At 65.3% G+C, this 12,840-nt stretch carries 10 protein-coding genes; 4 read left to right on the forward strand and 6 right to left on the reverse strand.

Annotated features, from left to right (window positions below):
• Positions 1 to 49 precede the first annotated feature (49 nt).
• Positions 50 to 1,459, forward strand: coding sequence for a cytochrome P450 (locus tag WA950_RS23060; RefSeq protein WP_424554081.1), 1,410 nt, complete (start codon positions 50 to 52; stop codon positions 1,457 to 1,459).
• Here WA950_RS23060 and WA950_RS23065 read toward each other — a convergent pair.
• Positions 1,404 to 1,949 carry a hypothetical protein gene (locus tag WA950_RS23065; RefSeq protein WP_424554082.1) on the reverse strand — a complete coding sequence of 182 codons (546 nt, stop codon included), beginning with the start codon at positions 1,947 to 1,949 and terminating at the stop codon, positions 1,404 to 1,406. The genes WA950_RS23060 and WA950_RS23065 overlap by 56 nt on opposite strands.
• A 124-nt stretch (positions 1,950 to 2,073) precedes the next feature.
• Between WA950_RS23065 and WA950_RS23070 the strand changes: the two genes are divergently transcribed.
• Both WA950_RS23070 and WA950_RS23075 read left to right on the forward strand, forming a co-directional pair.
• Positions 2,074 to 4,080: a hydantoinase/oxoprolinase N-terminal domain-containing protein gene (locus WA950_RS23070; protein ID WP_424554083.1), complete on the forward strand. Its 2,007-nt coding sequence runs from the start codon at positions 2,074 to 2,076 to the stop codon at positions 4,078 to 4,080.
• A 125-nt stretch (positions 4,081 to 4,205) separates the two neighbouring features.
• Positions 4,206 to 6,368 carry a malate synthase G gene (locus tag WA950_RS23075; RefSeq protein WP_424554084.1) on the forward strand — a complete coding sequence of 721 codons (2,163 nt, stop codon included), beginning with the start codon at positions 4,206 to 4,208 and terminating at the stop codon, positions 6,366 to 6,368.
• 137 nt (positions 6,369 to 6,505) lie between these two features.
• On the opposite strand, the gene WA950_RS23080 is transcribed toward WA950_RS23075, so the two are convergent.
• A complete protein-coding gene (locus WA950_RS23080; protein WP_424554085.1) occupies positions 6,506 to 7,168 on the reverse strand; it encodes a L,D-transpeptidase in 663 nt (220 codons plus the stop codon).
• 374 nt (positions 7,169 to 7,542) lie between these two features.
• On the opposite strand from WA950_RS23080, the gene WA950_RS23085 reads away from it, so the two are divergent.
• Entirely contained in the window at positions 7,543 to 8,073 is a 531-nt protein-coding gene (locus tag WA950_RS23085; protein WP_424554086.1) for an MmcB family DNA repair protein, read from the forward strand.
• A gap of 12 nt (positions 8,074 to 8,085) precedes the next feature.
• On the opposite strand, the gene WA950_RS23090 is transcribed toward WA950_RS23085, so the two are convergent.
• The 4 genes from WA950_RS23090 to WA950_RS23105 form a co-directional block, all read right to left on the reverse strand.
• Positions 8,086 to 8,658, reverse strand: a complete 573-nt coding sequence (locus WA950_RS23090) for an ActR/PrrA/RegA family redox response regulator transcription factor (RefSeq protein WP_424554087.1) — start codon at positions 8,656 to 8,658, stop codon at positions 8,086 to 8,088.
• Positions 8,659 to 8,734: 76 nt separating this feature from the next.
• Positions 8,735 to 10,036 (reverse strand): ActS/PrrB/RegB family redox-sensitive histidine kinase, encoded by a 1,302-nt coding sequence (locus tag WA950_RS23095; protein ID WP_424554088.1) that lies wholly within the window; start codon positions 10,034 to 10,036, stop codon positions 8,735 to 8,737.
• A 74-nt stretch (positions 10,037 to 10,110) separates the two neighbouring features.
• Positions 10,111 to 12,582, reverse strand: a complete 2,472-nt coding sequence (hrpB, locus tag WA950_RS23100) for an ATP-dependent helicase HrpB (RefSeq protein ID WP_424554089.1) — start codon at positions 12,580 to 12,582, stop codon at positions 10,111 to 10,113.
• The coding region (locus WA950_RS23105; RefSeq protein ID WP_424554090.1) for a hypothetical protein at positions 12,579 to 12,840 on the reverse strand (262 nt) is incomplete at its 5' end. The genes WA950_RS23105 and hrpB, both read right to left, overlap by 4 nt.

The raw sequence follows: 12,840 nt of genomic DNA on the forward strand, positions 1-12,840 counted from the left end.
CCGAGTCTCGCGTCATCGTGGTGGCAGGCCGATAACGAGGAGGCAGATGATGGACATGCGTCCCGAGCCGTTCGAACCGCCGGCGCCGGTCCCCCGCAAGGTGCCGCCGTCGAAGCTTGAGATCATCCGCACCGTGTTCCGCAATCCGCTGGAACTGTGGGGTGAGCCCTCCTATACGCTGCCCTGGATCATGACGAGTTTCTTCGGCGAGAAGACGCTGATCGTCAACGATCCCGGCCTCATCAAATACCTCCTCGTCGACAATGCCGCCAACTACAAGATGGCGGTGGTTCGCCAGCTCGTGCTGCGGCCGATCCTGCGCGACGGCCTGCTGACGGCGGAAGGCGCGGTCTGGCGCCGGTCGCGCAAGGCCGTGGCGCCAATCTTCACGCCGCGCCATGCCAAGGGCTTTGCCAGCCAGATGCTTGCGCAGTCCGAGCTCTATGCGGAAAAATATGCCGGCGCGGACGGGGCGATCTTCGACATCGCCAACGACATGACGGAGCTTGCCTTCGCCATCCTCTCCGAGACGCTGTTCTCCGGCGAAATCGCTACCGAAACGGACAATTTCGCCGACGACGTGGACAACCTGCTGCACACGATGGGCCGCATCGACCCGATGGACCTCCTGCGTGCGCCGGCCTGGGTGCCGCGGGTGACGCGGATCGGCGGCACGAAGGTGATGGGAAAATTCCGCCGCATCGTGCGCAAAACGATGGACCTTCGCCGCGAGCGCATGGAACGCGACGGCGATGCCGCGCCGAGTGACTTTTTGACCTTGCTGCTGCGCGCGGCCGGGCCGGAGGGCCTGACCATCGAGGAGGTCGAGGACAATATCCTCACCTTCATCGGCGCGGGTCACGAGACGACGGCGCGGGCACTGGCCTGGACGCTCTATTGCGTCGCCAACTCGCCGCATGTGCGCGAGGCGATGGAAGAGGAGATCGACCGGGTGCTGGCAAGCGGCGCCGAGCCGGTCGACTGGCTGGACCTGATGCCCTGGACGCGGGCAGCCTTCGAGGAGGCGCTAAGGCTTTATCCGCCGGCCCCTTCGATCAATCGTGCGGCGATTGCGGACGATGCCTGGACGAGCCCGGACGGCAAGCGGGTCGATATCCCCAAGGACGTCACGGTGCTTGTCATGCCCTGGACGCTGCATCGCCACGCGCTTCTCTGGAACAAGCCGCGCGCCTTCATGCCGGAACGTTTCCTGCCGGAGAACCGCGAAGCCATCCACCGCTTCCAGTATCTGCCCTTCGGTGTCGGGCCGCGCGTGTGCATCGGCGCAACCTTCGCCATGCAGGAGGCGGTGATCGGACTCGCCGTCCTGCTGCATCGCTTCCGCTTCGACATGACGGCGCAAACCCGCGCCTGGCCGGTGCAGCGCCTGACGACGCAGCCGGCTAACGGGCTGATGTTGAAGGTGACGGCTCGTCCAGACGCTTCTTCGGCTTCTTGATCGTCTTGATGGACGCGCAGGTCGCTTCCGGGTTCTTGCAGGGCTGGTAGACGACGATCTCGCTGCCGCTGCCATCGTCCCAGACGGCCTGCACGGCGATGGTCTCGGCCTCGCCCGGCTTCAGGTTGAGATAGAGCCAGTTCTTCGTGTCGTCGGATGGCAGGTTGAAGGGCAGTTCCGCGTCGCATTCGGCGAGCGGAAAACGCTGGTCGAGCGTGTCGTTGTTGATCGAATAGCGGATTTCCGACAAGCGACAATGCATGGTCTGCAGGGCCGTGAAATAGATGAGCTGCTGGTCGGCGAAATTGCGGAACTGCACCCAGCCGGACTGCTTGTTGGCGTCCAGCATTGCCTTGTAGATCCCGACATCCGGTATTTGCGCCCTGTATTCCTCTTCGTCGCCTTCCTGGGCATTCACCGTGCCGGCAAGAAGCGCGGCGGCGAAAAGCAGGGCGGCCGGAAGCGGCTTTCGGCTGGCAGGATCGGTCACGGACAGGCTCCTTGTTCTTTCATCGAATGTCGCCGGTGGAATGGTGGCAATCGGTTCGGACATGCAATATCACCATTGCAGGCCCGTCTTGAAAAGAGACGGCGGGCGGTACGGAAGAATTCTCGTGGCAGACCATTTGTTACTCGGCATCGATACCGGCGGCACCTATACGGACGCGGTTCTCTACAGCGAAATCGACGGCGTCGTCGCCCGCGCCAAGGCACTCACCACCCGCCATGACCTTTCGGTCGGCATTTCCGGCGCCGTCGAGGCGGTACTGGAAGAGGCCGATGTGCCTGTCTCCGCCATCAGCCTTGTCTCCCTGTCGACAACGCTTGCCACCAATGCGCTGGTGGAAGGGCAGGGCGGCCGCGCCGGCCTGGTGATGATCGGCTTCGGCCCGGAAGACCTGAAGCGCGACGGGCTCGCCGACGCGCTCGGCAACGATCCGGTGCTCTTCCTGCCTGGCGGCCACGATGTGCACGGCACCGAGACCGTGCTCGACATGACGGCGCTGGACGAGGCTCTGCCGGCGCTGTCGCAGAGCGTTTCCTCCTTCGCCGTCGCGGGCTATTTCGCCGTGCGCAACCCGGCGCATGAGGAACGGGTGCGCGAGCGCATCCGCGCGGTCTCGCAGCTGCCGGTCACCTGTAGCCACGAACTTTCCTCGAAGCTCGGCGGTCCGCGCCGCGCGCTGACGACCCTGCTCAATGCCCGTCTCGTCTCGATGATCGACCGGCTGATCGGCGCCTGCGAGGATTACCTCAAGCGCCGCGGCATCGAGGTTCCGATGATGGTGGTGCGCGGCGACGGCGCGCTGATCTCGGCGGCCGAGGCGCGGCTTCGCCCGATCGAGACCATTCTTTCCGGGCCGGCGGCCAGCCTTGTCGGCGCGCGGCACCTGACGGGGCTCGACAATGCCGTCGTCTCCGATATCGGCGGCACGACGACGGACGTCGCGGTGCTCGACGGCGGCCGGCCGCGGCTCGATGCGGACGGCGCGGTCGTCGGCGGCTACCGCACGATGGTCGAAGCCGTCGCCATGCGGACCTTCGGTCTCGGCGGCGATTCGGAAGTGCGCATCAACGACCGGGGCCTGAAGGCGACGATCGATCTCGGGCCGCGGCGTTTCATGCCGCTGAGCCTTGCCTCTGCGATGCATCCCGATGCGATCATTCCCGTACTGGAACGGCAGATCCGTTCGCCCCATGCCGGGCGGCACGATGGGCGCTTTGCCGTGCGCACCGGCGTGCCGGAGCGGCTTGCAAGCGGCCTCCAGCCGCAGGAACAGGCGCTCTACGAGAAGATCGGTCCCGTGCCGATGCCGCTCGACGGCCTGCTCGTCACCACGCTGCAGAAGGCGACGCTCGACCGGCTGGTGGCGCGCGGCCTCGTCCATATCTGCGGCATTACGCCGTCGGACGCCATGCATGTGCTCGGCGGGCAGGGCCAGTGGGACGCCGTGGCGGCCCGGCTTGGCCTCGAACTTGTCGCGCGCAGCAAGGACGGCACCGGCCGGCCGATCGCCGATGGCCCGGAGGCGCTGGCGCACCTTCTGGTCGACCGGCTCACCCGCCAGTCGTCGGACGTGATCCTCTCCTCCTGTCTTGCCGATGACGGGGTCGGGGCGATCGATCCGGCCAATTCCCTTTCCGTCAACCGCGCGCTGCACCGGATCCCCGGCATCGTGCAGTTCCGCGTCGCGCTCGACCGGCCGCTCGTCGGCCTCGGCGCTTCGGCCCCCGTCTACTATCCCGCCATCGCCGAAATGCTGGGCGCGCAGTCCTCCATTCCCGCGGATGCCGGCGTCGCCAATGCGGTGGGCGCGGTGGTCGGCCAGGTGCGCGCCGCCGTCACGGTGTTCGTGACCATGCCGGACGAGGGGATCTTCATCGTGGGCGGAGCGGGCGAAAGCGTGCGCTTCATCGATGAGGCGGAAGCCTTCTCGCTGGCCAAGGAGCGGGCGATGACGGCGGCCCTGCACTCGGCCCGCGCCAATGGCGCCGATGAGCCGGTCGTCACGCTTTCCGAAGAGATTGATGCCCCCGAAGTGGAAGGCCGGCGCAAGCTTATCGAGGCGCGCTTCACCGCAACGGCCAGCGGTCGGCCGCGCATCGCCGAAGAAGCATAAATATGATTATATCCGTAACGGAATAAATTCTTTATGCCTTTGCCGAATTGACTATCAAGGAAAGCTCCGGAAACTGGCACTATTCGGGATACTCCCCCTTGTCCCGTCATTCGGAGTTTTTTCAGATGACCTATACCGACAAAAACGGTCTTTCGATCGATGGCGCCCTTTATGATTTCATCATCAAGGAGGCGCTTCCCGGTACGGGCGTGGACGCCGAGCGATTCTTTGCCGACTTTTCCGCCATCGTGCACGACCTTGCGCCGGAGAACCGCGCGCTCCTGGCCAAGCGCGATGCGCTGCAGGAAAAGATCGATGGCTGGTATCGCGCAAACGGCGCGCCGTCGGACATGGCCGCCTATGAAGCCTTCTTGCGCGAGATCGGTTACCTTCTGCCGGAGGGCGACGACTTCAAGGTGACGACGGACAATGTCGACCCGGAAATCGCCAGCCTTGCCGGTCCGCAGCTCGTCGTGCCTGTCATGAACGCCCGTTATTCGCTGAACGCTGCCAATGCGCGCTGGGGCTCGCTCTATGACGCGCTCTACGGCACGGACGTGATCCCGGAAACGGACGGCGCGCAGAAGGGCAAGGGCTTCAATCCGGTGCGCGGCGCAAAGGTCGTCGCCTGGGCCAAGGCATTCCTCGACGAGGCCGCGCCGCTGGAAGGCGCAAGCTGGGCCGACATAACGGATATCAAGGCCGGAGCGGAGCTGCGCCTTGCTGCCGGCGACCGCGTCGTCGCGCTGAAGCGGCCGGAGCAATATGCCGGCCACGCCGAAGGCGACGGCGGCTGGCGGCATGTGCTCATCAAGAACAACGGACTCGGCATCGAGATACTGATCAATCGCGACTGGGAAATCGGCAAGACCGATCCGGCCGGAATCGCCGGCGTCAACCTCGAGGCGGCGTTGACGACGATCATGGACTGCGAGGATTCGGTCGCCGCCGTCGATGCCGAGGACAAGGTCGTTGCCTACCGCAACTGGCTCGGCCTGATGAAGGGCGATCTGACGGAGACCTTCCAGAAGGGCGGCAAGACGGTCGAGCGCAAGCTCTACAGCGATTTCACCTATACCGCGCCGGACGGTTCGCCGCTTCTCGTCAAGTGCCGCTCGCTGATGCTGGTGCGCAATGTCGGTCACCTGATGACCAATCCCGCCATCCGCGACCGCGAGGGCAACGAGGTGCCGGAAGGCATCATGGACGCCATGGTGACGGCGCTGATCGCGCTGCACGACGTCGGCCCGAACGGCCGGCGCATGAATTCGCGCGAAGGCTCGATGTATGTCGTCAAGCCCAAGATGCACGGGCCGGAAGAGGTCGCCTTCGCCAACAAGCTGTTCGGCCGCGTCGAGGCCGCCGTCGGCATGGCGCCCAACACGATGAAGATGGGCATCATGGATGAGGAGCGCCGCACGACGGTCAACCTTAAGGAGTCGATCCGCGCCGCGAGGGAACGCGTCGTCTTCATCAATACCGGCTTCCTCGACCGCACGGGCGACGAGATCCACACCTCGATGGAAGCGGGTCCGATGATCCGCAAGGGCGACATGAAGCAGGCCGCCTGGATTGCCGCCTATGAGAACTGGAACGTTGATATCGGCCTTGAATGCGGCCTGTCCGGCCATGCGCAGATCGGCAAGGGCATGTGGGCCATGCCGGACCTGATGGCCGCCATGCTGGAGCAGAAGATCGCTCATCCGAAGGCCGGCGCGAATACCGCCTGGGTGCCCTCGCCGACGGCCGCGACGCTGCATGCCACGCATTATCACAAGGTCAACGTCGCCGAGGTGCAGGCCTCGCTGCGCTCGCGTCCGCGCGCCAAGCTCTCCGACATTCTCTCCGTTCCGGTCGCGGTGCGGCCGAACTGGGCTCCCGAGGAAATCCAGCACGAGCTCGACAACAATGCCCAGGGCATTCTCGGCTATGTCGTGCGCTGGATCGATCAGGGCGTCGGCTGCTCCAAGGTTCCGGACATCAACAATGTCGGCCTGATGGAAGACCGCGCCACGCTGCGCATCTCCGCCCAGCACATGGCGAACTGGCTGCACCACGGCATCGTCACGGAGGCGCAGGTCCTCGAGACGATGAAGCGCATGGCCGCCGTCGTCGACGGGCAGAATGCGGATGACCCGCTCTACCGCCCGATGGCCGGCAATTTCGACGGTTCCATCGCCTTCCAGGCGGCGCTCGACCTCGTGCTCAAGGGCCGCGAGCAGCCGAACGGCTATACCGAGCCGGTCCTGCACCGTCGCCGCCTCGAATTGAAGGCGGCCAACGCCTGACAAGACGCCGAACGCCTCACTTTCGTCATCCCCTGCTCAAGGCAGGGGATGACGTCGGGGCCTGGCGAATTTCATCGCAAACGAAAGAAGCCGCCGAATCGCTCCGGCGGCTTCTTCTTTGGATCGATATGTCCCGCTTACTGCTGGACGACGACGCGTGCGCCCTTGCCGGGACGGACGCGCTTGTAGAGATCGATGATGTCCTGGTTCATCAGGCGGATGCAGCCCGAGGATGCGGCCGTGCCGATGGTCGCCCATTCCGGCGTGCCATGCAGGCGAAACAGCGTGTCCTGGCCCTTCTCGTTGAAGAGGTAGAGCGCGCGCGCGCCGAGCGGGTTCCTGAGACCCGGACCCATGCCGTCCTTGACGTAGCGAGCGACTTCCGGCTTGCGGTCAGCCATTTCCTGCGGTGGATGCCAGCTCGGCCATTCCTGCTTCCAGGCGATATAGGCCTCGCCCTTCCATGCAAATCCGGCCTTGCCGACGCCGATGCCGTAGCGCACGGCCTTGCCGCCGGGCAGTACATAGTAGAGGAAGCGGTTCGGCGTGTTGACGATGATCGTGCCGGGCTTTTCGCTGGTGGCGTATTCGACGATCTGGCGATGGAACTTCTCGTTCACCTTGCTGATCGGGATCGCCGGCAGAGCATAGCCATTGTCCTCAACAGGGCCATAATCCGATGTGAAGATAGCATTGGTCGCTACCTTTTCGCCCGGAACAGACGTGGAGGAGGAAGAACAACCGGCGAGCGTGACGGCCGCTGCGAGGCCGCACAGAAGGAGGGCATTGCGGAAGCGCATGAGATTCTCTTGATAGGGATTAAGAAGTTCCGAGACGCAGAACTTTCATCGATCATGGTTTATTTTCGATTAACCCGGTCAATGCAAGCGTGTGCGCCGCAACGTGGGCCTGCGCCTCAGCAAAAAGCCCGGCAATTGCTTTTTTGCAACAACAACACCCGGCTCCCCGCCGCTTTCGCCGCGCCCGATCCATGCCAAGCACGCCCTGGCCGGCCGTACAATACTCTTCCCGCTGACTGACCCGAAGCCGCACAGGAACCGCGCGGCGCGGTTAATGAAGTCTTTGTGCCGCGGTGCGCCGGTGCGTGCCCTTAACTTTTTCGCGGCCGAAAAGGGGTTTTCGCGATAGACTGCGATTCTTCGAGGTTGGTCCCATGACGATCGTTTCCCTGCACAATGACAATCCGCTGCTCGACGGCCGCCAGTCGGACCGTGCCATGCTGGTGCGCCGCGGCGTGCAGCGCATGCTGATGGAAATGCGCCACGCTGTGCTGCCGGAGCTGACGCTGGCAAGCGGCCGGCGCGCCGACCTGATCAGTCTTTCCGACAAGGGCGAGATCTGGATCGTCGAGATAAAGACCTCGATCGAGGATTTTCGCGTCGATCGCAAATGGCCGGACTATCGCCGCCATTGCGACCGGCTGTTCTTCGCCACGCACAAGGACGTGCCGCTCGATATCTTTCCTGAGGAGTGCGGCCTCATCCTCTCGGATGGTTACGGCGCGTATGTGCTGCGCGAAGCGCCCGAGCACAAAATGCCGGCGCCGACACGGAAGTCCGTGACCTTCGCCTTCGCCCGCGTTGCTGCGGGCCGCCTGATGCTTGCGGAATTTGCCATGGATACAAGGCGCGACGGGCCGGACATGTCGGCCATCGTCTCCGGCCGGCGCGACGAGCCGGCCTGAGCCTGTTTCTGCCTATTTCGGCGCGCGCTTTGCCAGGATGCGCTGGAGCGTGCGGCGGTGCATGTTGAGGCGGCGTGCCGTCTCGGAGACATTACGGTCGCACATCTCGTAGACGCGCTGGATATGTTCCCAGCGCACGCGGTCCGCCGACATCGGGTTTTCCGGCAGCTCCACCTTCTCGCCCGGGCGCTGCGTCAGCGCGGCGAAGATGTCGTCTGCGTCGGCCGGCTTGGCGAGATAGTCGACAGCGCCGAGCTTCACCGCGTTCACCGCCGTTGCAATATTGCCGTAGCCGGTCAGCATGATGATGCGCGTGTCGTCGCGGCGCTGGCGGATGGCGGCGATGACGTCGAGACCGCTGCCGTCGCCGAGGCGAAGATCGACGACCGCGTATTTCGGCGGGTTGGTCTTGGCCTTTGCGATGCCTTCCGCCACGGATTCGGCAGTATCGACGCTGAAGCCGCGCGTTTCCATCGCGCGCGCAAGGCGGCGCAGGAACGGCGCGTCGTCATCGACCAGGAGCAATGTGGGATCCGGTCCGATATCGTCTGCTGCAATTGCAGGTATCTCGTTGTTTTCTGCCATTTCGCGTCTTCCGAGGCCGGTTTTGTCTGTTCTTGATGGGGATCAGCTTATCGCCCGTAAGGCGATGCGGGTAAAGTCATTTCGCAGTCTTCGCCTCCATGCGCGCCCGCGGCCAATCGACCGAGACCCGTGCACCCGGTCGGTCGCCGGTGCGGTTACCGAAGGTCAATCTGGCGCCGGAACGCTCCAGCAGGGTTTTCGCGATGAAGAGCCCGAGCCCGAGGCCCCCGGCGCGTTCATCCTTCTGGCGCTTGGTGACGTAGGGATCGCCGATGCGCTGGAGAATGTCCGCCGCATAGCCGTCGCCATCGTCCTCGATGACGATCGTCACGCGCTCCGGCGTGTGGCTGACGGTGACGACCACCTCCTCGCGGGCGTGGTCGACGGCATTTTCCAGGAGATTGCCGAGGCCGTAGAGAATGCCCGGATTGCGGTTTCCGACCGGTTCGCTCGCGCGTTCGCCATTTTCCACCAGATTGAGCGTGATGCCGAATTCGCGGTGCGGCGCCAGCACTTCCTCCATGAGCGAGGAAAGCGGCAGCACGCGCATATGCGCTTCGTCCTCGGTCGACAGCGTCGTCAGCCGGCGCAGGATATCGCGGCAGCGCTCGCTCTGACTGCGCAGAAGCTGCACGTCTTCCCGGAAGCGGTCGTCGGTGCCGAGTTCTCGCTCCATCTCTCGCGCGACGACGCTGATGGTGGCGAGCGGCGTGCCGAGTTCATGCGCCGCCGCGGCGGCCAGCCCGTCGAGCTGCGAAAGGTGCTTTTCGCGCTGCAGGATGAGTTCGGTCGCCGCGAGCGCATCGGAAAGCTCCGTCGCTTCCTGGGACACGCGGTAGGAATAGAAGGCGGCAAAGGCGGTGGTCGAGACGATGGCGAACCAGAAGCCGGCCGTCAGGATCGGCGGCACAATGAGCAGCGTGCCGGGAAACCATGGAAGCGGGAAGGGCGTGAAGGCAAGCGCCGTGATGCCGGCGACGGCCAGCAATCCCAGCATCAGGCTGAAGCGAACCGGCTGCAGGGAGGACGAGATGATCACCGGCACGCAGACCAGCGGCGCGAAGGGATTGGCAAGGCCGCCGGTGATGAAGAGCAGCGCCGTCAGCTGGCAGAGGTCGAAGGCGAGCAGCAGCAGGGCGGAGGTGGGCGTCAGCCGATGCGCCGGTGCAAAACGCACGGCAAGGAAGAAGTTCACCGCGGCCAGCAGCGCGATCATCACCGAGGCCGGCAGGAGGGGCAGCGGAAACTCCAGCCACAGCGCGACGACGAGGACGCTGATCGTCTGGCCGGCGACCGCCAGCCAGCGCAGGCGAATGAGCGTTTCGAGGCGAAGGCGCCGGCCGGAGCCCTCAAAGTCGATATCCTGGTAGCCTGTCATCTTTCGTCCTTCCTTCGGTAATTCCGGCAAAAAGCGGGAAGCGGGTCCCGCCGGGCATCGTGTCGCAATCTATCTCATGTGCCGCGCGGCTTGGCGCGCGTCGTCGGCATGGCGTCGGCCGGATCTTCCGGCCAGGGGTGTTTCGGGTAGCGCCCGCGCATGTCTGCCCGCACGTCCCGCCACGAGCCTGCCCAGAAACCGGGCAGGTCCCGTGTCGTCTGGATCAGGCGGTGTGCGGGCGATTTGAGTTCGAGCAGCAGCGGCAGCCGCCCGCCGGCAACGGCAGGATGCTGCTTCAGCCCGAACAGTTCCTGGACGCGGATTTCCAGCACCGGTTCGTCGCCGTCATAGCGGATCGGATGGCGCTGGCCGGTCGGGGCTTCGAAATGGGTGGGGGCGAGGCGGGCAAGCTCGCGCTGCGCGGCATAGGGCACCAGCGCCATCAGGCCCTCCTGAAGGCTTGCCGGCCTGATGTCGTCGATACCGCGCGTCGTTTCCTGGAAGGGAACGAACCAGTCGTCGAGCCGCGCCAGCAGGGCCTCGTCATCCGTATCCGGCCAGGGCTCGCCGATCGAGCGATAGAGGAAGCCGATCCGGTCGCGCAGCTGTGCCGTCTCGCGGGAGAAGGGAAGGACCTGCAGGCCGAGCTGACGCACGCCATCGGCCAGCGCCGCCGCAGCCTTCGGCCCGCTCGGCCGCGCAAGCGGCGCTTCCTCGAGGATGATCGCGCCGAGGCGAATGACCCGGCGCGCCCGTACCTGGCGGCTCGCGCGGTCGAAGAAAGACTGATCCTCGCGCACGATCCGGTCGGCAAGCTGCGTCTCTACGGTTGCCCGGTCGATTTCGGCGGCGGCGAGAATGCGCTGGCGTCCGGCCTGCCCGGTGAGATCGGCAACGACGATCATCTGTGCGCCGGCCAGCCGCTCGGTCTCCGGCAGTTCGCCGCCGCGCCCGTTCGCCATGACGAAACGGCCCCGGCCGCCCCGTTGCATTGCGACGCGATCGGGAAAGGCATGCAGCAGCAGGGCGCCCGGCGGGCTGGCGGGTGCGGTCGACGCCTTGCCGAAACCCTCCGCCATGCGGCTTGCCAGCCGCCGGGCCGCCTCCGCCCGCTCGCCGCGCTCACCGGAAAAGCGCCGCAGCCGCTCCTCTATATCGAGGGACGTGCCGCCAAGCCCCTGTTCGGTGAGCAGCACGGCCAGCCGCGCGGCCGCCGTCTGTTCGCCGTCCTCGGCCGCATGCAGGATCATCGCCGCCAGCCGTGGCGGCAGGGCGAGCGCACGGATGCGTTTTCCCGCCGCCGTCAGCCCGCCGTTTTCGTCGAGCGCGCCGAGGAGCCGCAGCAGATTGCGCGCTTCCTCCACCGCCGCTGCCGGCGGCTGGTCGACAAGCCGGAGCGCGGAAGGATCCGTGACGCCCCAATGGGCAAGGTCGAGCATGAAGGAGGAAAGGTCGCTGGACAGAATCTGTGGCGGCGTGAAGGCGGGCAGCGCCGCCGTCTGGCCGATATGCCAGAGCCGGATCGCGATGCCCGGTTCCGTGCGCCCGGCGCGCCCGGCGCGCTGGTCGGCGGAGGCGCGCGACACGCGCACCGTTTCCAGCCGGGTGATGCCGGTCGCCGCCTCGAAAACCGGCAGGCGCTGCAAACCGCTGTCGATGACGATGCGCACGCCGTCGATGGTGATGGAGGTCTCGGCAATCGACGTCGCCAGCACGATCTTCCTTGTTCCGGCCGGCGCCGGGCTGATCGCCGCGTCCTGCTCCTTCTGGCCAAGATTGCCGAAGAGCGGCACCACCATGGTTTCCGGCCCGAAGCGGCCTTCGAGCCGCTCGGCGGTGCGGATGATTTCGGCCTGCCCCGGCAGGAAGGCGAGGATCGAGCCCTCCTCAGTGCGATGCGCCTCTACAATGGCGCGCGTCATACCATCCTCGATGCGCTCGCCGGCCGGCCGGTCCTGATAGCGAAGATCGACCGGGAAGCTGCGCCCCTCGCTGACGATTGCCGGCGGATTGTCGAGCAGGGCCGAGATCCGCTCGACGTCGAGCGTCGCCGACATGACGAGGACGCGCAGGTCCTCGCGCAGGGCCGCCTGCACGTCCAGCGCCAGCGCAAGGCCGAAGTCGGCATCGAGCGAGCGCTCGTGGAATTCGTCGAACAGCACGGCGGCAATGCCGGCCAGCTCCGGATCGTCGAGGATCATGCGGGCGAAGACACCCTCCGTCACCACTTCGATACGGGTTCTCGCCGAAACGCGGTTGTCGAGCCGCATCCGGTAGCCGACGGTCTCGCCTACCTTCTCCCCGAGCAGCGAGGCCATGCGGGCTGCGGCGGCGCGCGCCGCAAGCCGGCGCGGTTCGAGTAGGATGATCTTTCCGTCGCCCCGCCAGGCCTGATCCAGCAGGAAGAGCGGCACCAGTGTCGTCTTGCCGGCGCCCGGCGGTGCAGAAAGTATCGCGCGCGCGCCCGCGTGTAAGGAAGCCCCCAGGGAAGGGAGTGCCTCCAAGACCGGCAGGCGCGGGAGTGTATAGGCAGGCCGCTCCGTCATTCCGTCCGCCGATCGATCGGAAAGGGGCTTTCTGGAAGGCTGGACATGCTTTTCTCCGGTCTTGTTCGCCTCTGAATAGCTCGGCGCCATGCATGAGAGAAGGCTTTCGGCACATTCCGGGCACGCCCTTGCACGCAAAACGGTCCCTTCCTGTCAAATTTTACCACCTGGACAAGATTTTTGGTTTGGTTTTGGGGTGCGGGGTTTGTTGCGGGTTGGAAAATTGAGATATTATTGTTTAAAATCAGTGAGTTGTAA

It is taken from the genome of Shinella sp., assembly GCF_049651085.1.
In the GTDB taxonomy this organism is placed as follows: domain Bacteria; phylum Pseudomonadota; class Alphaproteobacteria; order Rhizobiales; family Rhizobiaceae; genus Shinella.